Genomic DNA, 21,498 nt, shown 5'->3' with positions numbered 1-21,498 from the left:
GCGACATCCGGTCGGCGACGCATGCGACATTGGGTGTGCCACGCTCACTTGATGTTGGCTTTGATCGCCGCGATGGCGTCTTCCTGCGTGTATTCGTGACTGGCGACACCACCCTTGGGAATGTTCGGCAGCTCGGCCTCGAAGGTATCCTGGGTGAAGGCGAGGTATGGCACCAAGAGATCGTGTGGCACATCCGTGCGGCCGTCGAGCACCTGCTGCGCCACCCAGAAGGCCAGCGACGATACGCCTGGCGCAATGGATGCCGACCAGGTCTGGTAGCCGTCCTTGTCCTTCTGTTCCTTCCACCATTGCAGCTCATCCTGGCGATTGCCCATGATAATGGTCGGGCGCGGTTTGCCGGCGGCGGCAAAGGCTTGTGCCGCGCCATAGCCGTCGCCGCCCTGATCGACGACGCCGACGATTTCCGGTAGCGACGGCAGGATTGTCGCGACCGCCTTCTGTGCTGTGGTCTGATCCCAGTCGCCGGTCACCGAACCGACGATCTTGAACTTGGGATGAGCGGCGACGCCTTCGAGAATCCCGGCATGGATGGTGCCGTCGATCGACGTGCCGGCAAGGCCGCGGATTTCCAGCAGATTGCCGCCCTCGGGATGGAACTTGGCCATCTGCTCGACTTCCTGCCTGCCCATGTCCTTGAAGTCGACGACCACGCGATAAGCGCAGGGCTCGGTGACGATGCCGTCGAAGGAGACGACGACGATGCCGGCATCGCAGGCCTGCTTAATGGCGCCGTTGAGCGCGTCCGGCGAGGCGGCGTTGATGACGATGGCGTCATAGCCTTGCAGGATCAGGTTCTGCACCTGGGCCGCCTGGGTCGGCACTTCCTTGTCGGCCGTCGTGAAGATGTCCGCGGCTGCCACCACCCCGTCGGCGACCGCCTTCTTGGTGACGATGGCATAGCTGTTGAGCATCGCCTGTCGCCACGAATTGCCGGCATAATTGTTGGAAAAGGCGATCTTCTTGTCGCTGGTGTCGGCAAGCGCGTCGCCTGACGCGAGCATCGCCGCAAGGGCACTCAAGACGAGTATCTTCTTCATGTGTTATCCTCCCATGGATTGTCGTTGTTGGCTGCTGGTTGCTGTTATGACGGCCCTCGTTTCAATATTGTCAGACAAATTTAGATGGGCGCACTTGTCAACAGCGATCGGTGACGGTTTGACGACCAACTTGCGGTGCAATGATTGAAAAGGCGTCGGCTCCTGGTCTAGGGGTGGGGCAGGAGACCGAAATCGAGATGGCAGCGATGCTGACTGACGCGCTGGGCGCACCCGGAATTCCGGCGCGCTGGACGTCAAGCGCCAAGAGCGGCGTCGGAACCGCGCTTTCGCCGGCCTGCCCTATCTGGTTCACGATCAGCCATGGTATCCTCAACGAGGTCTATTATCCCAGCCTCGACAGCGCCTGCACCCGCGACATGGGGCTGGTCGTCACCGGCCCTGGCGGCTATTTCTCGGAAGAGAAGCGCGATGCCGTGCACAGCACTGAGCCGTTCGAGGATGGAGTGCCCGCCTACAGGCTGGTCAACACCGCCGATGGCACCTACCAGATCGAAAAGCGTATCATCACGGATCCGGAACGTACCGTTTTGCTGCAGGAAATCAGCTTCACGCTGCTGAGGGGCCCGGTTGCCGACCACCGCGTCTACGCACTGCTGGCACCGCACCTCGTCAACGCCGGCATGGGCAACACCGCCTGGGTCGGCGACTACGAGGGAAAGCCTGTCCTGTTTGCGTCCGGGCGTCGCGCCTGCCTGGCGCTCGCCTCGTCGCTGCCTTGGGGAGCATGCTCGGCCGGCTATGTCGGTGTCTCCGATGGCTGGCAGCAACTCCGTCGTGACGGCCGGCTCGACCCGGCCTGCCGCAGGGCCGAGGACGGCAATGTCGCGCTGACCGGCGAGATCGGCTTTTCGGCTGCGAACCCGAAGGCGTTGCTGGCGCTGGGTTTCGGAACGACGCCGCAAGAGGCGGCGGAAAATGCCTCGGCCAGCCTGAAGCGCGGTTTTGAGCCCGCAGCCAAATTCTATGTCGAGAAATGGCGGAATTGGCAGGCTGGCTTGCTGCCGCTGGACCGGCATGGTGCAGGGATCAACACCTATCGCGTCAGCACAGCGGTTCTGGCGACGCACCGGTCATCCGACGGAGCAGCCGTTGCCAGCCTGTCGATCCCGTGGGGCTTCAGCATGGGCGACGACGATCTCGGCGGCTATCATCTGGTCTGGCCGCGCGACCTGGTCGAAACCGCGGGCGGCTTCCTGGCCGCCGGCGATCCGGCGCAAGCGCTTGAGATCCTCGCCTATCTCCGCTCGATCCAGCAGCCGGATGGGCATTGGCCGCAGAACGCCTGGCTCGACGGATCAGCCTATTGGCCGGGCATCCAGATGGACGAATGCGCCTTCCCATTGCTGCTCGCCGACGCGCTCCGCCGCGCAGGGCACCTGGCAGACGCCGCGTTGCTCTCCTTCATGCCGATGATCGAGCGCGCCGCTTGCTATGTCGTGCGCAACGGTCCCGTCACCGGCGAAGACCGCTGGGAAGAGGATGCCGGCTACAGTCCGTTCACGCTCGCTGTCGAGATCGCAGCACTGCTCGCCGCAGCCGACATGTTCGACGTTTACGGCAAAGCAGAGCCGGCAAACTATCTGCGGGAAACCGCCGACGTCTGGAACCACCAGATCGAGCGCTGGACCTACGTCACCGGCACTCCACTCGGCGAAGAGGTCGGCGTCGCGGGCTATTACGTCCGCATCGCGCCGCCGGACACCGCCGGCTCGGCGTCGCCGAAGGACGGCTATGTCCCGATCAAGAACCGGCCGCCCGGCGATAGCGACCGGCGGGCCGAGGCGATCGTCAGCCCGGATGCGCTGGCGCTCGTACGCTTCGGCCTCAGGGCCGCCGACGATCCGCGCATCGTCGACACGGTCAAGGTCATCGATGCGCGGCTGCGCTGCGACCTGCCGCAGGGGCCTGTCTGGTATCGCTATACCAGCGACGGCTATGGCGAGCACGCCGACGGCGCGCCCTTCGACGGGACCGGCCAGGGCCGGCCCTGGCCGCTGCTGGTCGGCGAGCGCGCCCATTACGAACTGGCGGCGGGACGCAGGGACAAAGCAGCGAGCCTGTTAAAGACCCTGGAGGATTCTGCCGGGTCTGGCGGCCTGCTGCCGGAGCAGGTCTGGGATGGTCCCGATATGGCCGAACGCGAACTGCGGCACGGCGGACCGTCGGGCAGCGCCATGCCGCTGGTCTGGGCGCATTCGGAGCATATCAAGCTGCTGCGCTCGCTCAGCGACGGCGCCGTCTTCGACATGCCGCCGCAAGGCGTGAAACGCTACATCGAGGACAGGACCGTGGCGCCGCGCCGGACATGGCGCTTCAACCACAAGCTCCGCACCATGCACGCCGGCAAGCTGCTGCGCCTCGAACTGCTGGCCCGGGCGGTGGTCCATTGGAGCAGCGACGATTGGGCGACCGTCCATGACGCGGAGACGACCGAGAATGCCTTCGGAATCCATCTCACGGACCTGCCCGTTGCCGATGTTCCGCCGGGCAACACGATCGTCTTTACTTTTTTCTGGCCCGATGCCGGCTGTTGGGAGAATGTCGACTTTTCCATCGGTATCGACAAGCCGGATAACCAGTAGATCTTCTATCCCTCAAGAAACCAGGATGAAAAAAATGCAGATCGGAATGATGGGACTGGGCAGGATGGGCGCCAACATGGTGCGGCGTCTGCTGCGCGATGGCCACGAATGCGTGGTCTACGACATCAACCCGGCCAGCGTTGCAGCCCTTGTGACGGCTGGCGCGATCGGAGCCGCTTCGATGGAGGAGTTCGTCGGCAAGCTGACCAAGCCGCGCAGCGCCTGGTTGATGCTGCCGGCGGCGATCACCAGCCGGATCGTCGATCAGGTGGGCGACCTGATGGAGCCGGGCGACATCATCGTCGACGGCGGCAATTCCTATTATCACGAGGCTGTCGACCACGCAGCGCGCCTGGCATTGAAAGGCTTGAACTATGTCGATGTCGGCACCAGCGGCGGCGTCTGGGGCCTCGAGCGCGGCTATTGCCTGATGATCGGCGGCCCCGACAGCGCGGTCCAGCATCTCGATCCGGTCTTCGCCACCCTGGCGCCGGGCGCCGACGCCGGGGCGCCCGCCCCTGGCAAGGATGCAGGAACCGCCCCCTTCGGCTATCTCCACTGCGGACCGAGCGGCGCCGGCCATTTCGTCAAGATGGTCCACAACGGCATCGAGTACGGCGTCATGGCCGCCTATGCCGAGGGCATGAACATCCTGAAGTCGGCGAATGCCGGCAAGAGACAGCGAACGGCCGACGCCGAAACCAGTCCATTGGAAAATCCGCAATATTACCAGTTCGACATCGATATCGCCCAGGTTGCCGAGGTCTGGCGGCATGGCAGCGTCATCGGCTCCTGGCTGCTCGACCTCACAGCGGGCGTATTGAAGGCCGATTCGGGGCTGACGCAGTTCGGCGGACGGGTTTCGGATTCTGGCGAAGGCCGCTGGACGCTGAAGGCGGCGATCGACACCGGCGTGCCGGCGCCGGTTCTGTCCTCGGCCTTGTTCGACCGGTTCTCCTCGCAAGGCGAATCCGAATTCGCCGACAAGCTGCTGTCCGCCATGCGCTATGCCTTTGGCGGCCATGTCGAAAAGCCGAAGACCGGCTCGTGACAGGGAACGCACGCTCATGAACCAGGAACGGTCCGACACGCTGGTGCTTTTCGGGGCGACCGGCGATCTCGCCCACAAGAAGATCTTCCCGGCACTTTACGCCATGGTGGCCAAGGGAACGCTGATCGAGCCGGTGATCGGCGTCGCTTTCGACGCCTGGGACCTGAAGCAGTTGCAGGCGCGGGCCCTCGACGGCATCGTTAGGGACATCGGTAAGGTCGACGAGAAAATCTTCGCGAAACTTGCCTCGCTGCTTCGCTATGTCAGCGGCGACTACCGCAGCGCCGCGACATTCGAGAAGCTGAAAAGCGCGCTTGGAACCGCACAGCACCCGCTGCACTATCTGGCGGTGCCGCCAACTATGTTCGAGACAGTCATCCAGGGGCTGGAACAGTCGGGCGCAGCCCAGGGCGCGCGTCTGATGGTGGAAAAGCCTTTCGGTCACGATCTGCAATCGGCGCGCTGGCTGAACCGGGTCCTGCACCTGGTGTTCGACGAGCAGTCGATCTTTCGCATCGACCATTATCTCGGCAAGGAGGCGATCCAGAACCTGCTCTATTTCCGCTTCGCCAATTCCTTTCTCGAGCCGATCTGGAACCGCAATTTCGTCGAGAGCGTGCAGATCACCATGGCCGAGGATTTCGGCGTCGAAGGTCGCGGCCGCTTCTACGACGAGGTTGGCTGCATCCGCGACGTCATCGAGAACCATCTGCTTAATATCCTGCTGCTGCTGGCCATGGAGCCGCCCGTTGGCCGCTCGGCCGACGATCTGATCGACGAGAAGGTGCAGGTGCTGCGGGCGATCCGGACGCTGACCAGGGACGATGTCGTGCGCGGCCAGTTCAAAGGCTATATCAGCGAGCCGGGCGTCGCGCCGAATTCGCCGGTCGAGACCTTCGCCGCGGTGCGTTTCTTCGTCGACACCTGGCGCTGGCGGGACGTGCCCTTCTTCATCCGCGCCGGCAAATGCATGCCGGTGCACGCGACCGAGGTCATCGTGCGTTTGAAGCGGCCGCCGCTCGACGTCTTCGACCCGATCAAACCCGGAGATGCGAATTACGTCCGTTTCCGCATCGACCCGCAGGTGGCGATCTCGATCGGCGCCCAGCGCAAGGCCGCTGGTGACGACATGATCGGCGAGCAGGTCGAACTCACCGCGCTGGACGACAGCAAGGGCGACATGCCGCCCTATGAGCGGCTAATCGGCGATGCCATGAACGGCAACGGCCAGTTGTTCACCCGCCAGGACGCCAGCGAGCTCGCCTGGCGGATCGTCGGCCCGGTGCTCGGCGACACGACCCCGCCGCACCTCTATGAGCCGGGGACTTGGGGCCCGGCCGATGCGATGGCCGGGTTCGGACCGCCGAACGGCTGGATCAACCCGGCGAAATGAACTCGGAGGCGACGCAGTGGCCAAAGCGGCGAAAAAGCCGGCATCGGACAGCGAAAAGATTGTGCTTGCGATCGATATTGGCGGCTCCCATGTCAAGATCCTCACCAGCGCCGGCGGCGAGGAGCGCAGAACCGATTCCGGACCCGGCCTGACGCCGCAGCAGATGATCGCTTCTGTGCAGACGCTCGCCGATGGCTTGCCCTACGACGTCGTCTCGATCGGTTATCCCGGCCCGGTGCACCACAACACGCCACTGGCCGACCCCGCCAACCTCGGCAAGGGCTGGGTCGGATGTGACTTCGCAACGCAGTTCGGCAAGCCGGTGAAGCTGGTCAATGACGCGCTGATGCAGGCCGTCGGCAGCTATGAAGGCGGACGCATGCTGTTCCTGGGTCTGGGAACGGGCCTCGGTGCTGCAATGATCGTCCACAATGTCGCCCAGCCGATGGAGCTCGCGCATCTGCCCTACAAGAAGGGCGGCAGCTTCGAGGACTATGTCGGCGAACGCGGCCTTGAAAAGCGCGGCAAGAAGAAATGGCGCAAACACGTCTTCGACGTCGTCGAGCGGCTGCGCGCCGCCCTGCAGCCTGATTATGTGGTCATCGGCGGCGGCAATGTCGACAAACTCGACGAATTGCCTGCCGGTTGCAGGCGTGGCGACAACACACGCGCCTTCGAAGGGGGATTTCGACTGTGGCGCGACAAATCCCTGGTTGTCTGATATTATACCATTCGGGTCAGACCTGTTGATCTGGCCCGGCCGTTAGTATTGTTATTCAAAATAATGTGTGGCGTGGTGCGGCGTCATTGCGTTACGCAGATTTGCCGACTAGGAATTCTGCGACCCCACTAACGGAGAAAATAGATTGACCGACGACAGCAACAAAGCCCGCAAGGACATCGACCTTCTCGAGCTGACCGCTCACATCGTGTCCGCTTACGTCGAGAAGAACCGCTTGCCCGCTTCCGGCCTCGGCGATCTCATCGCCAGCGTCAGCGCGTCGATAGGTGGGCTCGGCCAGCCCGCCGTTCCGGTCGCAGCACCGCTGATCCCCGCGGTCAATCCCAAGAAATCGGTGACGCCGGATTACATCATCTGCCTCGAAGACGGCAAAAAGTTCAAATCCCTGAAGCGCCATATCGGCGTTCATTTCGGACTGACGCCGGATGCCTACCGCGCCAAATGGGGCTTGCCGGCCGACTATCCCATGGTCGCCCCCAATTATGCGGCCTCGCGCTCGCAACTGGCCAAGGCGATCGGCCTTGGCCGCAAGGCCGCCCCGCCGGCGCCGGTCAAGAAGACCAGGAAGCCCAAGGCCACGGTCTGACGCGTTCGAAGTCGCCTTTGACGCTGGAGGTTGGCGAAAGCCGTCGCGACGTCCAATCTCCCCCTTGAGACGTCGCAGGGGGAGCGGGGCGCTAAAACTGCTAATCTCCCCCGTGTGGGGAGATGCCAAGTGCAAAGAGGGCAGGACAGAGGGGGCGCCAAGGAACTCGACCTGCGCGCCCAAATAACCTCTCCACCCCCGCCGAGCTGTGCAATTAGCATGGTAGCCGGAAATCCTTGATCCAGAGCCGATTTTTGCGCGCGCCTCGCACCGAACTGCGTTAAAAGCGCTGTGGTCGGACCAGCGCCCTCGTGGAAGTGCCCCGCCGGCCGACTTCCTTGCCACGGGGCCTGATTCATGACACCCGAACCTAACGCACCGCCCGACCGGCGCTATGCCGCCTTCCGGCACAAACCCTTCCTGAGCTATTGGGCGGCACGCTTCCTCGCCACATTCGCCACCCAGATCGTATCCGTCGCCGTCGGCTGGCAGGTGTACGACCTGACCCGCGATCCGTTCGATCTCGGCCTTGTCGGGATTGTCCAGTTCCTGCCTTCGCTGCTGCTGGTGCTGATCACCGGGGTGGTCGCCGACCGTTTCGGCCGCCGTCTGATCATGGCGCTGATGGTGCTGCTGGAGGCGATCTGCGCGCTGGCCCTGCTGCTGCTGACGCTGCGTGGCCTTGGCGGACCGGGATTGATCTTCGGCGTGCTCGCCATGTTCGGCATCGCGCGCGCCTTCTTCGGACCGGCCGCGGCGTCGCTGTTCGCCAACCTTGTGCCGCCAGAGGATTTCGGCAACGCGATCGCCTGGAATTCGTCAGCCTGGCAGACGGCGACCATCGTCGGACCGGTCGCCGGCGGCTTGCTCTACGGGCTTTCGGCGGAAGCGGCATACGGCACCGCTGCCGTTCTGATGTTTGTCGCCGCGGTGCTGGTCTTCACCATCCCAAAGCCTGCCCAACGCAGCGAGACCGACAGGCCGACGATGCAGACCCTGTTTGCCGGCTTCGGCTATATCTGGAGCGAGAAGATCGTGCTCGGCGCCATTTCGCTCGATTTGTTCGCCGTGCTTTTGTCCGGCGCCACGGCGCTGCTGCCGGTCTATGCCCGCGACATCCTCGAACTCGGCCCATGGGGCCTGGGACTGTTGCGTTCGGCGCCGGGGATCGGCGCCATCTGCGTCGCCATCTGGCTGGCCGGGCATCCGATCCGCAACCATGCCGGCGTGGTCATGCTCGGCTTCGTCGCGCTGTTCGGCGCCTTTACCGTGCTGTTCGGCCTTTCCACCATCACCTGGCTGTCGATCGCAGCGCTCGCCTTGCTCGGCGCCACCGACATGTTCAGCGTCTACATCAGAGAGACGCTGATCCAGCTGTGGACGCCGGACAAGGTTCGCGGCCGCGTCAACGCCGTCAATCAAGTTTTCGTCGGCGCCTCCAACGAGCTTGGCGAATTCCGCGCCGGCACCATGGCGGCGTTGATCGGCACTGTACCCGCGGTGGTGATCGGCGGCGTCGGGGCAGTCGTCGTCGCCGGGCTGTGGGCGGTGCTGTTCCCGCAGCTGCGCAAGGTCCGCCACCTCAACGGGCGCAACTGATCCGGGGCCCGGCGCCTGCGAACTCGGATGACCCCGCTTGCCACGTCTCGGCTCTCATCGACGCAGACGAATGCTATTCAGGTGTTGCAACGCGAATCGGGCGGGTGCCGATCTTTGCCCCTGTGACAGCATCCACGGCCACCGGCTCGATTTCTTCTCCTGTCTCTGCATCGATGTATCGCGCCAGCCTGCCTTCGCCGCGGTACTTGCGTCCCCACGCACCGTCAAGGGAAGGGGAGGATCGACAATTTGAGTTCGGTGTTGGGTTTAATCCCAGCCCCCTATTCCGCGCTCTATGCTTCGACCAAGCATGCCATCGAAGGTTATTCCGAATCGCTCGACCACGAACTGCGCCCTTTCGGAATTCGCGTCGTGCTGGTCGAGCCTGCCTATACCCGAACGTCATTTGAAGAAAATCTCGCCAGGCCGGACCGGTTGCTTGAAATCTATGATTCTGCGCGGGCTGGCATGGATGTGATCCTGCGCAAAGCGATAGAAGCAGGCGATGCTCCCGAAATCGTCGCGAGCACAGTGTTGAAAGCGGCGACCGAATCCGTTCCGAGAAGGCGCTATCCGGCGGGAAAAATGGCGCGTCAGGTCAGTTTCCTGCGCCGTTTCGTCCCGGCATCCGCATTCGACAAGAGCCTGCGAAAGCAGAACGGGCTGCCGGTCTGACCTCGACATCGACGACATCTGATTCGGTCCAACCGGCAGGCCACAGCGGACTGCTGTCGCTCGGTTCACCGCTCGGCAGGCAGACCTTGCCGATCCGGTGGCCTTGACGCAACCCTTGGCCCATTGTCGGGCTCCAGCGGTGGCGGCGATTCACAAAATTGGATCAACAGTTTGCGTTTTAGGCGAAAACTAGATCAGGGCAGCGCCGGCTTGCCGAAGATCGTCGGCAGGAATTCGCCAAGCCAGCGCTTCAGATGCATGTCCCAGATCAGCCGGCCGCCGAGATGATCGCGACCCGGTTGCGCGCCGGGCAGCTCGAAGCGATGCGCGCCGCGAACGACCCAGCGCTGCATCATCGCCCTGGTCAATTCGCCATGGAACTGGATGCCCCAGGCGTTGTCGCCATAACGAAAGGCCTGGTTGGGATAGGTTTCGGCCGTCGCCAGCAGCGTCGCGTCCTTCGGCAGCGAAAAGCCCTCGCGGTGAAACTGATAGACCATCTCAGGCCAGTGCATCAGCTTCCGGCCCGCCTCGGTCGCCGTCAGCGGGTACCAGCCGATCTCGACCAGCCCCTCGCCATGGCCCTCGACCTTGCCGCCCAGATGATTGACCAGCATCTGCGCGCCGAGGCAGATGCCGAGCAACGGCCGGTTCTCCCTGAGCGGAATTTTTAGCCAGTCGGTCTCGCGGCGGACGAACTCGTCCTCGTCATTGGCGCTCATCGGTCCGCCGAACACCACGGTTCCGGCATGACCGTCCAGTGTTTCCGGCAAGGCGTCGCCGAGCGGCGGGCAGCGGAGGTCGAGGTCGAAGCCTCCTTCGATAAGCATGTGGCCGACGCGCCCGGGGCTCGAACTCTCCTGATGCAGCACGATCAGGATCTTTGGTCTCGGTCTCGGCGTGGATGGCATGGGATCCCGTCTATTCGTCGCTCGACGTTCCAGCCGCGCCCGGCGCTTCGGCGGCCGCCTTGCGGCGGGCCTCGACGCGGTCGTGGCGTTCGACATCCATCAGTTCGGCGACCCGCCAGACGATATTGTCCTCGAGCTCGTGCAATTCGCCATCGGCATAGACGATTTCCCACATCAGGCCGATGAAGGCTTTTCGCGCGCCCGGATCGAGCTGACGCTTCAAAACGCTGGTGAAGGCATAGAGGTCGATCGCCTCATTGTCGGCCCGCTCGCCGGCAGCCGCCAAAGCGTCGAGCTCGTCGCCGCTGATCGAATAGCTTTCCGCCAGCACCACCTTGAACCGTTCCCATTCGGCATCCTGACGCACGCCGTCGGCACTCATCACATGGTAGAGAAGGGCGGATGCGGCAACGCGCGGATCATCGGCGTTGTTGCGGGCGCCGCCGGCTGCCGGCAGGTCTTTCAGAAACGACAGAACGCGTTCGAACATGTGATTCCTACTTCCCATCCGCCAAAACTAGCAAGCTTAGCCAAATCAGAACAATCGAAACTTGCGTGGTGATTTTTGGTCTTCGTCGTCCGGATCGACGCCGGGATCGTCGGGCAGCCGGGCCATTTCCTCCACCGGTTCGACAGCGTCGCCATCCGGCGGCGCCACGGCAGACGCTGTCGCGGTGGTCGGCGCAGCGTCGTCCTCGCCAGTTTCCGACGCCGCTGCGGCGGGCGGCCTTTCGGCCGAACCAGCAGGATTCAGCTCGATTACATTTTCCTTTGCCGGCTTCGTTGGCGCCGCGATTGTCGGCACCGCGGCGTCCGGCGCTTCCTCGTCACTGTCGATGAGCTGGCCGAGCCGCTCCATCGGCGCTCGCCACTCGAAGGCGTCGAGCTTGCCGGTGATCGGCGACACCGGCGCCCAGCGTTCGGAGACGACGCCATCGGCGACCCAGGCCGGATCGCCCGGTGCACGCACTGCCTTGGACAAAAGCTGCCGCACCTTGCCCTGATCGCCGGTCTCGGCCTCCTCGATGTCGGCCAGAAGCAGATAGGCGCCTTCGCGGCGATCCATGCGGATAGCCGCCTCGGCCTCTTTGCGGGCGGTTGAAAAGTCCTGCGCGTCGAGCGCGGCGCGCGCCACCGCCAGCGACGATTCGGCGTGGTTCTTCTTCATCTCCTGCAGCTTCTTCGCCCGGTTCAGCCGGTCGAGCACGGCATCCCCTGGCCGGGCGTGGCTGTAAAGCTCGGCGATCTCTGGATGCGGCTCGGCTTTCCACGCCGTTTCGAGGATCTTCGCGCCCTTGCGCACATCATTCTGCCTGAACAGCAGTTTGGCAGCGATCACCGCCGCCGGCGCGAAATCCGGCCGCAGCCGGTTGGCCTCCAGAGCAGCGGTTTTGGCGGCATTGGGATCGCTGTCGATCAGCGCCTGCGCCTTGGCGGTGAGCAGCACGGCGCGACGCCGGTTGGCGGCATCGCGCTCGATCTGCCGCGTCGATTTCTGCGCCTCGACCAGTTTCAGCGCGCCGTCCCAGTCGCCGCGCCCGGTCAGGTCTTCCAGCGTCGATTCGGCGGCCCAGGCCAGCTGCGGCGCCATCGCCGCGGCGCGCCCGGCGTAGTGCCGCGCCGCGTTGCGGTCGCCGAGGCGTTCGGCCTCGAGATAAAGCCCGCGCAGGCCGAGCAGCCGCATTTCGGGATCGTCGAGCATGGTCTCGAATTTTTCGCGGGCACCCTCATGGTCACCTTCGAGCAGCGAGGCTTGCGCCTCCAGCAATTGGATCAGCGGCTCCTGGTCGGAGCGGATCAGCTTTGTCGCTTCCCTGGTCTTCTTGCGGGCGAGCGCTCCGTCACCGGCGCCGGCGGCAATCATGCCGGTCGACAGCGCCTGATAGCCGCGATCGCGACGGCGCACGCGGAAATAGCGCGAGATGGTGTAGGGGCTGTTCCACAGCGCCTTGAGCAGCCACCAGACGATCATCACCGCGGCAACCACGGCAACGACCGCCACCGCCGCCACCATCAGGCTGACCTGGTATTGATAGCCGCTGAAGGTGACGACCATCTCGCCCGGCCGGTCGGCCAGCCAGGCGAAACCCAGCCCGAGCGCGAAAACAACGGCGAGGAAAAGCAGAATGCGAATCATCGGGTTGCCCTCACGCCTTCATCGCACTGGCGATCAGCGCATCGACCTGCTTCTCGACCTCGATTCGCGCCTTCAGTTTGCCGGCAAAATCGGCGCCGGCGGCCTTCACCGCCTCGGGCAGCGTATCGTATTCGTTGAGCGCCTTGGCGTAATCGCCCTGAGTGACCGCCACCTCCATGCGGGCGACGGTTTCCGGTGCCCCGACGCCTTCGACTGCACCGATCGGCCTGACCTTGACCAGCGATTGCGCGCTCGACAGCAGGTTTTGCAGGAAGCCGGCATTCTGGTCGACGGGCTCGGAGGCAGCGACCATGGCACTGGCGGCGGCAGGCATTTCGGTTGCGATATCAGCCCGGGTCGGAACGCCCGTTTCGGCGTAGGGACGCAAGGCTGCGATCTCTGGAGCATCCGGCGAGATCGCCGCAAAGGTTTCGAGTTCGGCGGCGAATGGCGCACCACGGTCGAGTGCTGCCTTCAGCGCCGATGCGGCGATGGCGAGCGCAACCTTCGGCTGCCCGGCCTGTGCCTCGACCTTGCTGGAAAGCTGCGACACCGACTGTTCCAGCGCCGCAACCCTGCCGTCCTGTGCCTTCGCCGTCTCACCGGCGGATTTCACCGCCGCGTCGAGCCCGGCCAGCTTTCCATTGAGCGGTCCGAGATCGACCGGCGCCGTGTTGCCGGTCTGGCCAAGCGCCGCAACCGCCGTCTCGATCTGCCTGACTTTGTCGCTGAGGGCTGCAAGCCCGGCAGTGTCGCCTGCTCCGCCCTGCTCGATCGCCGATTTCAGCGCAGCGACATCCGTCTTGACCTGATCCAGCGCCGACGACAGCCCGTCCACCTTGGCCGAGGCGTCATTGTTGCGGGCTGTATCCTTGAGCCCGGCAATCTCGCTCTTCAGCGCAGCGATTTCGCTATTGACGCCATCGAGCGAAACGCCGCCCGAGGATAAATCGCCAGCCCCTGGCGCGCCGAGCAGCCCGGCAAACTGCAGCCCTCCGGCGGCAGCCAGCGCGATGACGCCGCCGATAATGCCGGCAGCGATGCCGTTGATGCCGCCACGCCTCGGCTGTGCTGCCATATCTTCATTCCCTGTCGGGTCCTTCGGCACGTCTGCGGCGCCCGCCTTGGCCGAAGCGTCCTCGGCCGATGCGTCGTCGAAACTGTAGTCGAAGGCCCGCTTCGCCGATGCCTCCGAGCTGGCCGGATAAGTCGGCTTGGGCCCTTCAGGACTTTTGGCGCCGCCCTCTGCCGGCTGTTCCGAGCCGGCCGGCGGGGCCGCTTCGGCATGTTCCCACGGCTCGATGTCGGTCTGGTCGGCATGGACGGGTTCTTCAGGCGCTTCCGGCTGCGACGCGTTTGCCGCTTCCTCAGCCTTCGCCTCGTCGGTCCGCCCATTGGCGGCATCCTCCTCGGCAACGCGCGAGACGGCGCCTGGCTCGAGCTCGATGGTCACTGGCTCGCGACGGCTTTTCGAATGCCGCATCTTCGGCGTCTTGACCATGCTTGGCTCCGCAAATTTCGCTTCGGGATGGTTCAGAAAGGGTCTAGCACATCACCAAGCGGTGAAAAGGGGCGGCGTGATGACACGGGGTCAAGGCGACGTCCGCAAAAGCTCCAGCAGCGCCTCCTCGCTGGGCTCCGGCGCAACGCGAAGCTGTTCTGAGGCAACAGTCTCCAAGGCTGCGGCGATACGTCCGGACAGGGCAAAAAAACATGTCTTATTAAAAAGCTCACTCAGCGCCGGCCGACCGGCCAGTGCCTGCACCGCTGTGGCCGCCTTGGCCGAAAAGAGCAGCACCGCCTCGACCGGCCGGCCGGACAAGCGCGCAAGAACCGCCTCGTCGGAATAATCCAGCGCGACTGTGTCATAGGTCTCGACGGCCCGAACCCGAACGCCTGCCGGCTGCAGCCGCTGCTCGAAACCCGAAAACCGCACCCGCCCGCAGAGATAGACAATGGTCTGTCCGGCGTAATCGCCGGCAAGCGCATCCGCCAGCGCCTCGGCATCGCCCGGCCCTTCGCCGACGGACACAAACCCGGCTGCACGGGCGGCCTCCGCTGTCCGTCTGCCGACGGCATGGCAAGGCAAACCGGCAAGCGCTGCGATGATTTCCTTCGGCGCATGGCGCACGGCATTGGCGCTAGTGACGGCAACGGCCACGGCATTGATTGCCATCCCGTCCGCATCGGCCGGCAGCGCCACCGTTTCGGACAGCGGCAGCAGGATCGGCTCAAAACCCTGGTCCTCAAGCCGCTGTGCCGTGCGCGAGGCGCCCGGCTCCGGCCTCGTCACCAGGACGCGACGCATGTCAGGCCCAGCCGTCGAAGAATTTTTCGCCGGCCTTTGCCCGCACGGTCCTGGCGGCGTCATCGCCGATGCGCGCGGCATTCTGCGCCGGGCCTTCCGCCTTGACCTCATGGGATTGCGCGCCGTCGGGCGAGATGATCAGCCCGCCGAAGAAGACCGTTTCGCCCGATATCGTCGCATGGCCGGCAATCGGCGTGCGGCAGGAACCGTCGAGCGCCGCCAGGAAAGCGCGTTCGCAGGCCAGCGCCTGCCCGGTCGGCACGTCATGGATTGCCGTCAGCATCCTTTCCACATCGAGGTCGCCGACGCGGCTTTCGATGCAGATCGCGCCTTGCCCCGGCGCCGGCGGAAAGCTGTCGAGCGGCATCAGATCGGTGACGACATCTTCGAGCCCGAGCCGCTTCAGCCCGGCATAGGCAAGGATGGTGCCGTCGGCGACGCCCTCGTCGAGCTTGCGCAGCCGCGTCTGCACATTGCCGCGAAACATCACCACGTCGAGGTCCGGCCGCATCCGCCGGATCAGCGCCTGGCGCCTGAGCGAGGACGAGCCGACCTTCGCGCCGTGCGGCAATCCGGCGATTGTTTTTGCCGCCTTGCCGACGAAAGCGTCGCGGGCATCCTCGCGCGGCAGGAAGGCCGACAGTTCCAGCCCGTCGGGCAACACCGTCGGCATGTCCTTCGACGAATGCACGGCGATGTCGATGCGGCGCGCCAGCAGCGCTTCCTCGATTTCCTTGGTGAACAGCCCCTTGCCGCCGGCTTCCGACAGCGGCCGGTCCTGGATGCGATCGCCGCTTGTCGAGATGACGACCACCTCGAATGCCTCAACCGGCATGCCGTGCGCGGCCATCAGCCGCGCCTGCGTTTCATGCGCCTGCGCCAGCGCCAGCGGGCTGCCGCGTGTTCCGATTCTCAAGATTGTTTGCATGGCGCGCCGTCCGTGATAACCCCCGGCAGATCGAGGCCGTTTTCCCGGCTTTCTCCTAACGGGGAAAGCCTGGTTGCACAATCTCTAGGGATGGCAACGAATTGATCCGCGTTCTGGGCATTGAGACGAGTTGCGACGAGACCGCCGCCAGCGTGGTAGCGCTGGACGGCGGCGGCGCGCCGAAAATCCTGTCCGATATCGTGCTCAGCCAGATCGAAGAGCATGCCGCCTTCGGCGGCGTCGTCCCGGAAATCGCCGCGCGCGCCCATGTCGAGGCGCTGGACGGCATCATCGAGGCCGCGCTTGCCGATTCGGGAGTCGATCTCGCCGATATCGACGCGATCGCTGCGACCGCCGGCCCCGGCCTCGTCGGCGGGCTGATCGTCGGGCTGATGACGGCGAAAGCCATTGCCGCGGCCGCAAACAAGCCGCTGATCGCCATCAACCACCTCGAAGGCCATGCGCTGACCGCGCGGCTGACCGACGGGCTCGACTTTCCCTACCTGTTGCTGCTGGTGTCCGGCGGTCACACGCAGATCGTCGCGGTGCGCGGCGTTGGCGACTACCAGCGTTGGGCGACAACCATCGACGATGCGCTCGGCGAAGCTTTTGACAAGACGGCCAAGATGCTCGGCCTGCCCTATCCAGGCGGACCGAATGTCGAGAAGGCGGCGGCGACCGGCGACGCCGCGCGCTTCGCTTTCCCGCGGCCAATGAAGGGCTCGGCGCAGCCCGATTTTTCCTTTTCCGGGCTGAAGACCGCCGTGCGCCAGGCAGCGACGGCCATTGCCCCTTTGAGCGACCAGGACGTCGCCGACATCTGCGCCTCGTTCCAGGCGGCGGTGGCGGATGCGCTGGATGACCGTGTTTCGAGGGCGCTGAACCGTTTCCGCCAGGAGTTTCCGAGCGAGCTGAAGCCTGCGCTCGTCGTTGCCGGCGGTGTCGCCGCCAACCGGACGATCAAGACGACACTCGAAGCCATTTGCCAGAAGGCCGGCTTTGTCTTCGTCGCGCCGCCGCTCAAACTCTGCACCGACAATGCGGCGATGATCGCCTGGGCCGGCATCGAGCGGTTGCGCGCCGGCATATCGGGTGAAAACACCGCCGACTTCGTGCCGCGTTCGCGCTGGCCGCTGGACAGCATCTCCGCTCCGATGGTCGGCTCGGGCCGGCGTGGGGCCAAGGCATGAGCGGTAGCGGGCACAAGGCGCCAACCGGCTGGCGCATTGCCGTGCTCGGCGGCGGTGCCTGGGGCACGGCGCTGGCGCTGGCCATGTTGCGCGCCGGTCATTTCGTCCGCCTCTATGCGCGCGACCCGGAGATCGTCGCCGCGATCGACCGTGGCGAAAATCCGCGCTATCTGCCGGGAATCGCACTCCAGGCCGGCATCGTGGCAACGAGCGACATCGGGGCCGCGCTCGACGGCGCCGATTGCGTGCTGGCGGTGGCGCCGGCGCAGTCGCTGCGCGCCATGCTGGCCACCGCGAAAGCCCATTTTCCGAAAGACGTCCCGCTGGTCCTCTGCGCCAAGGGCATCGAGCGCGACACCGGCGCGCTGTTGTCGGCGATCGCTGGAGAGATCCTGCCTGAAAATCCGGTCGCTGCCCTGTCCGGCCCGAGCTTCGCCACTGACGTCGCCAGGGGGCTGCCGACGGCCGTGGTGGTCGCCGCCGGCAATGAGGGTCTGGCGGCCGACCTGGCCGCGCGCTTTTCGGCTCAGAATCTGCGCTGCTATTCGAGCGACGACCTTATCGGCGTCGAGATCGGCGGCGCGCTGAAGAACGTCTTCGCCATTGCCGCCGGCGCCGTCACCGGCGCTGGGCTCGGCGCCAGCGCCCAGGCCGCCATGGTGACGCGCGGCTTTGTCGAATTGCGCCGCATCGGCGCTGCTTTCGGCGCTAGGCCGGAGACGCTGATGGGGCTTTCCGGCCTCGGCGACCTGTTGCTCACCTGCTCGTCCGCCCAGTCGCGCAATTTCGCCTACGGGCTGGCGCTGGGGCAAGGCAAGCCACTTGCCGGGTTGCCCTTGGCCGAAGGGGTGCCGACGGCGGCGATCGCCGCCCGCATCGCCATCGAGCGCAACATCGACGCGCCGATCATCACAGCCGTCGCCGCCATACTGGACGGCACGATCACCATCCGCCAGGCTGTGTCGGCGCTGATGACAAGGCCGCTGAAGACCGAAACCGACGTGTAATGTTGAACAATCCGGAGATGGAAAGATGCTGTTTGCGCTGATTTGCAAGGACAAGCCTGGAAAGCTGCAGGTGCGGCTCGACACGCGGCCCGAGCATGTTGCCTTTTTGGAGGGACTGAACGGCGAGAACAAGCTGGCCTTCGCCGGTCCGTTCCTCGACACCGACGGCAAGCCGAACGGCAGCCTCGTCGTGGTCGAGGCGCCCGATCTGGCCGCGGCAGAAGCGCTGTCGGCAGCAGACCCCTACGCCAAGGCAGGGCTGTTCGAAAGCGTCGAAATCCGGCAATGGAACTGGACTTTCAACAAGCCTGCGGCGACCTGATTTCCAGCCCAGGAGGAGCAAAAAAGATGAACTACTGGCTGTTCAAATCCGAACCCTCGGTGTTTTCCTTCGAGGACCTCAAGGCGAAGGGCAAGGGCGGCACGCAATGGGACGGCGTGCGCAACTATGCGGCGCGCAACAACATGAAGGCGATGCAGATCGGCGATCTCGGCTTCTTCTACCATTCCAACGATGGGCTCGACGTGGTCGGCATCGTCGAGGTCTGCGCGCTGGCCCACCAGGACAGCACGTCAGACGACCCGCGCTGGGAATGCGTCGATATCCGCGCCGTCAAGGATGTGCCGAAGCCGGTGACGCTGGAACAGGTCAAGGCCAATCCCAAGCTTGCCGAGATGGCGCTGGTCCGGCTTGGACGGCTTTCCGTGCAGCCGGCGACGCCGGCCGAATGGAAAGAGGTCTGCCGCATGGGCGACCTGACGCCGGCGCCGTGACGGCGCTGACGCCAAACAGCGCGCGAAACTTCATCCTCGACAACACGGCGCTGATGGCGCCGCCGCATGTGCCGGAGATCCTGCTGCATCTGGCTGACGAGGCGCATGAATTGTGGCAGCGGACCGAGGACGAACTGGCCGAAATCGGTCTGCCGCCGCCCTTCTGGGCCTTTGCCTGGGCCGGCGGCCAGGGCCTTGCCCGCTACATCCTCGACAATCCGTCTGATGTGCACGGCAAGCGCGTGCTCGACTTCGCCTCCGGTTCCGGCCTTGTCGCCATTGCGGCAGTGAAGGCCGGCGCGGCAGAGGTGATCGCCGCTGACATCGACCCGTTCTGTGCGACCGCGACCCGCCTCAACGCCGAGGCCAATGGCGTCGGAATAAAGTTCCTCGGCACCGACTGCATCGGAACCGATGCGGGCTGGGACGTGGTCCTGGCCGGTGACGTCTTCTACGACCAATTCCTCGCCGACAGGCTGAAGCCATGGTTCGCTACGCTGAAGGCGCGTGGCGCCGACATCATCGTTGGCGATCCCGGCCGCTCCTATCTGCCGAAGACCGGGCTGGAACCGCTTGCCGTCTATGAAGTGGCGGTAACCCGGGCGCTGGAAGACGCCCTGGTCAAGCGCACGACCGTCTGGCGGTTTGCTTGACGGCACCGCCGAACAGGCGTTCCATCACGCATCGATTTTGAGAATACGCATGTCGTCCCAGAACCGCTGGGCACCCCGGTTCGGGCCCGGGCATGCTTTTGGGCGACATGCTTGCGGGGAGGGAAATCATGGATTTTCAGCAGTGAACTGGCTGGCGGTGATCGTCGCCGCCGTGGTGGCGTGGTTGTTCGGCGCTGCCTGGTACATGGGCCTGAGCAAGCCCTGGCTCAAGGCCGCCAAGCTTGATCCGGCGACCATGAGTAAATCGCCGCTGCCTTTCGTCATCAGCTTCGTCGCGGAAATTGTCATGGCGCTCGTCATGTCCCTGATCATCGGAGCGATGACCGGTGGCGAACCGAGCCTCGTTGCCGGACTCGTCTTCGGCTTCGTTCTCTGGCTGGGATTCGTCGCCACGACGCTATCCGTCAATCATCGCTACCAAGGGTTCGGCTGGGACCTGACCATCATAGACTGCGGCCACTGGCTCGGCGTGCTGCTTATCATCGGCGCGGTGATCGGCTGGTTCGGCGCGGCGGCCGTCGCCGGCTGACCTGCCGCCATAGGTCCACGACCGTCGGCTGGCCACTCACAGCGACCTGAAGCTCAGTCAAGCGTCGGGTCCGGCTGCGGGTTGTGAACTTCGTTCAGGAGCCACTCCCTGAACGCCACGATCCTGGGGTCGTTGGCCGATCCGATGGGATAGACCAGATGATAGGCGAAGTCGGGCGGAACCTTGATGCCAAGTTCGAAGGGCCGGATCAGCCGGCCCTCGGAAAGGTCGTTTGCCACCATGGCAAAATCGGCGAGTGCGACGGCATTGCCGTCGAGTGCGGCCTGGACGGCGTCGGTCGAGGTGCCGAACACGATCGTCCGGCTGTCGTCGAAATCGTCGATGCCGGCCGCTGCCATCCACATCCGCCAGTTCGGCCACGTCACGCCTTGTCGCGCCCACTCGATATGGGCGAGCGTGTGATGGAAGAGATCGCGTGGCTCGCGCAGCGGCGGGCCGGAGGCCAGCAGGCTGGGGCTGCACACAGGAATGATGATGTTGTCGAACAGCCGGTGGGTGCAAAGGCCCGGATATTTTCCCGCGCCGAAACGGATGCCGACATCGACATCGTCCAGGTCGAAATCGCGTAATTCGGAGGCAATGTCGAAGCGGAGCTCGATGCCCGGTCGCTGCTTGCGAAAATCGTCGACGCGTCGCATCAGCCATTTTGTCGCGAACTGGGCGTCGAGGGTCACTTTCAGCAGCGCCGTTCCACGCGCCAGTTTGTGCGCCCGTGAGGCGGCCCGGCCAAGCAGGTCGAGCGCGTCGGTCGAGGCCTCGAACAGCACCGCGCCCGCCTCGGTCAGCCGGATGGTGCGGCTGGTGCGCGTGAACAACACGATGCCGAGCTGATCCTCGATTTCCTTGATCTGGTGGCTGACCGCGGCCGGGGTCAGGCCGAGCTCGTCTGCGGCGCGGGTGAAATTGAGGTGCCGGGCCGCCGCTTCCAGCGTCCTCAGCGCACGGGTTCCCGGAAGCAGGCGCGCCATCACTGCAGGACGAAGAGAGGCCGGTCGAGCATTTCAATCCTCAAATTAAACTTGAAGATAGAGAGAAAACTACTCGTTTCTCGTTTTGATTTCAATCCGTCATGATGCGGTCATCGAACAAACCGGATTTGATGTCCGGAGAAGCGGATTGCACCATGTCTCACATCGTCTTGAGCTCCGTAACCGTCCGCCCGGCCTGGTTGCGCGCGGTGTCTGATTGGTTCCGTGACGCAAAAATCGCGGTCAACCTGCCGCAGGAGAACGTCGAGGATCTTCCGGATCGCCAACTGCGCGACATCGGCGCCGAACGCAAGGATGTCGCGCGCGCGATGGACCGGGAACTC

21 protein-coding genes and 2 pseudogenes are annotated in these 21,498 nt (G+C 64.6%); 14 read left to right on the top strand and 9 right to left on the bottom strand.

The window, feature by feature from the left end; translation table 11 throughout:
• Positions 1-44: 44 nt before the first annotated feature.
• On the bottom strand, positions 45-1,058 hold the full coding sequence (locus NMG70_RS27470; protein ID WP_254027417.1) for a substrate-binding domain-containing protein: 1,014 nt from the start codon (positions 1,056-1,058) through the stop codon (positions 45-47).
• A 197-nt stretch (positions 1,059-1,255) separates the two neighbouring features.
• On the opposite strand from NMG70_RS27470, the gene NMG70_RS27465 reads away from it, so the two are divergent.
• The 6 genes from NMG70_RS27465 to NMG70_RS27440 all read left to right on the top strand — a co-directional run bounded on the left by NMG70_RS27465 (position 1,256) and on the right by NMG70_RS27440 (position 9,032).
• Positions 1,256-3,661: a glucan 1,4-alpha-glucosidase gene (locus tag NMG70_RS27465; protein ID WP_254027416.1), complete on the top strand. Its 2,406-nt coding sequence runs from the start codon at positions 1,256-1,258 to the stop codon at positions 3,659-3,661.
• 34 nt (positions 3,662-3,695) lie between these two features.
• Complete coding sequence (gnd, locus tag NMG70_RS27460) at positions 3,696-4,712, top strand: phosphogluconate dehydrogenase (NAD(+)-dependent, decarboxylating) (protein WP_254027415.1); 1,017 nt, start codon at positions 3,696-3,698, stop codon at positions 4,710-4,712.
• 16 nt (positions 4,713-4,728) lie between these two features.
• The gene (gene zwf / locus NMG70_RS27455; RefSeq protein WP_254027414.1) at positions 4,729-6,105 is read left to right on the top strand and encodes a glucose-6-phosphate dehydrogenase; all 1,377 of its coding nucleotides are present in this window, start codon (positions 4,729-4,731) and stop codon (positions 6,103-6,105) included.
• A 16-nt stretch (positions 6,106-6,121) separates the two neighbouring features.
• The gene (locus tag NMG70_RS27450; protein WP_254027413.1) at positions 6,122-6,826 is read left to right on the top strand and encodes an ROK family protein; all 705 of its coding nucleotides are present in this window, start codon (positions 6,122-6,124) and stop codon (positions 6,824-6,826) included.
• Between the two features lie 145 nt (positions 6,827-6,971).
• Positions 6,972-7,433 (top strand): Ros/MucR family transcriptional regulator, encoded by a 462-nt coding sequence (locus tag NMG70_RS27445; RefSeq protein ID WP_202365399.1) that lies wholly within the window; start codon positions 6,972-6,974, stop codon positions 7,431-7,433.
• Positions 7,434-7,790: 357 nt separating this feature from the next.
• A complete protein-coding gene (locus NMG70_RS27440) occupies positions 7,791-9,032 on the top strand; it encodes an MFS transporter (RefSeq protein ID WP_254027412.1) in 1,242 nt (413 codons plus the stop codon).
• Between the two features lie 73 nt (positions 9,033-9,105).
• On the opposite strand, the pseudogene NMG70_RS27435 reads toward NMG70_RS27440, so the two are convergent.
• Positions 9,106-9,255: pseudogene (locus NMG70_RS27435) on the bottom strand (winged helix-turn-helix transcriptional regulator); the annotation flags it as partial.
• On the opposite strand from NMG70_RS27435, the pseudogene NMG70_RS27430 reads away from it, so the two are divergent.
• A pseudogene (locus tag NMG70_RS27430) lies at positions 9,255-9,707 on the top strand (SDR family NAD(P)-dependent oxidoreductase); the annotation flags it as partial. The pseudogenes NMG70_RS27435 and NMG70_RS27430 sit on opposite strands and share 1 nt — an antisense overlap.
• Before the next feature lie 194 nt (positions 9,708-9,901).
• Here NMG70_RS27430 and NMG70_RS27425 read toward each other — a convergent pair.
• The 6 genes from NMG70_RS27425 to hemC form a co-directional block, all read right to left on the bottom strand.
• Entirely contained in the window at positions 9,902-10,618 is a 717-nt protein-coding gene (locus NMG70_RS27425; protein ID WP_254027411.1) for a glutamine amidotransferase, read from the bottom strand.
• Positions 10,619-10,628: 10 nt separating this feature from the next.
• Positions 10,629-11,108: a tellurite resistance TerB family protein gene (locus NMG70_RS27420; protein ID WP_254027410.1), complete on the bottom strand. Its 480-nt coding sequence runs from the start codon at positions 11,106-11,108 to the stop codon at positions 10,629-10,631.
• A gap of 45 nt (positions 11,109-11,153) precedes the next feature.
• Positions 11,154-12,755, bottom strand: a complete 1,602-nt coding sequence (locus NMG70_RS27415; protein ID WP_254027409.1) for a heme biosynthesis protein HemY — start codon at positions 12,753-12,755, stop codon at positions 11,154-11,156.
• 10 nt (positions 12,756-12,765) lie between these two features.
• Positions 12,766-14,256: a COG4223 family protein gene (locus NMG70_RS27410; RefSeq protein ID WP_254027408.1), complete on the bottom strand. Its 1,491-nt coding sequence runs from the start codon at positions 14,254-14,256 to the stop codon at positions 12,766-12,768.
• A gap of 90 nt (positions 14,257-14,346) precedes the next feature.
• A complete protein-coding gene (locus tag NMG70_RS27405) occupies positions 14,347-15,063 on the bottom strand; it encodes a uroporphyrinogen-III synthase (RefSeq protein ID WP_254027407.1) in 717 nt (238 codons plus the stop codon).
• A 1-nt stretch (position 15,064) separates the two neighbouring features.
• The gene (gene hemC / locus NMG70_RS27400) at positions 15,065-15,991 is read right to left on the bottom strand and encodes a hydroxymethylbilane synthase (RefSeq protein WP_254027406.1); all 927 of its coding nucleotides are present in this window, start codon (positions 15,989-15,991) and stop codon (positions 15,065-15,067) included.
• 104 nt (positions 15,992-16,095) lie between these two features.
• On the opposite strand from hemC, the gene tsaD reads away from it, so the two are divergent.
• From tsaD to NMG70_RS27370, 6 genes are all read left to right on the top strand, one after another.
• Entirely contained in the window at positions 16,096-17,181 is a 1,086-nt protein-coding gene (gene tsaD, locus NMG70_RS27395; protein ID WP_254027449.1) for a tRNA (adenosine(37)-N6)-threonylcarbamoyltransferase complex transferase subunit TsaD, read from the top strand.
• Positions 17,178-18,188: an NAD(P)H-dependent glycerol-3-phosphate dehydrogenase gene (locus NMG70_RS27390; RefSeq protein ID WP_254027405.1), complete on the top strand. Its 1,011-nt coding sequence runs from the start codon at positions 17,178-17,180 to the stop codon at positions 18,186-18,188. Before tsaD ends, NMG70_RS27390 begins: the two co-directional genes overlap by 4 nt.
• A 25-nt stretch (positions 18,189-18,213) precedes the next feature.
• A complete protein-coding gene (locus NMG70_RS27385) occupies positions 18,214-18,510 on the top strand; it encodes a YciI-like protein (RefSeq protein WP_254027404.1) in 297 nt (98 codons plus the stop codon).
• 26 nt (positions 18,511-18,536) lie between these two features.
• Complete coding sequence (locus tag NMG70_RS27380; RefSeq protein WP_254027403.1) at positions 18,537-18,962, top strand: EVE domain-containing protein; 426 nt, start codon at positions 18,537-18,539, stop codon at positions 18,960-18,962.
• A gap of 53 nt (positions 18,963-19,015) precedes the next feature.
• Positions 19,016-19,615, top strand: a complete 600-nt coding sequence (locus NMG70_RS27375) for a class I SAM-dependent methyltransferase (protein WP_254027448.1) — start codon at positions 19,016-19,018, stop codon at positions 19,613-19,615.
• A gap of 142 nt (positions 19,616-19,757) precedes the next feature.
• A complete protein-coding gene (locus NMG70_RS27370; protein WP_254027402.1) occupies positions 19,758-20,165 on the top strand; it encodes a DUF1761 domain-containing protein in 408 nt (135 codons plus the stop codon).
• 53 nt (positions 20,166-20,218) lie between these two features.
• On the opposite strand, the gene gcvA is transcribed toward NMG70_RS27370, so the two are convergent.
• Entirely contained in the window at positions 20,219-21,154 is a 936-nt protein-coding gene (gene gcvA / locus NMG70_RS27365) for a transcriptional regulator GcvA (protein ID WP_254027401.1), read from the bottom strand.
• 155 nt (positions 21,155-21,309) lie between these two features.
• Here gcvA and NMG70_RS27360 point away from each other — a divergent pair.
• The coding region (locus tag NMG70_RS27360) for a hypothetical protein (RefSeq protein WP_254027400.1) at positions 21,310-21,498 on the top strand (189 nt) is incomplete at its 3' end.

The sequence above is a fragment of the Mesorhizobium ventifaucium genome (assembly GCF_935822925.1).
GTDB classification, from domain to species: Bacteria; Pseudomonadota; Alphaproteobacteria; order Rhizobiales; family Rhizobiaceae; genus Mesorhizobium; species Mesorhizobium ventifaucium.
The sequence above is the reverse complement of the archived record's forward strand: the minus strand, read 5'-3'. Positions and strand labels throughout refer to the sequence as shown.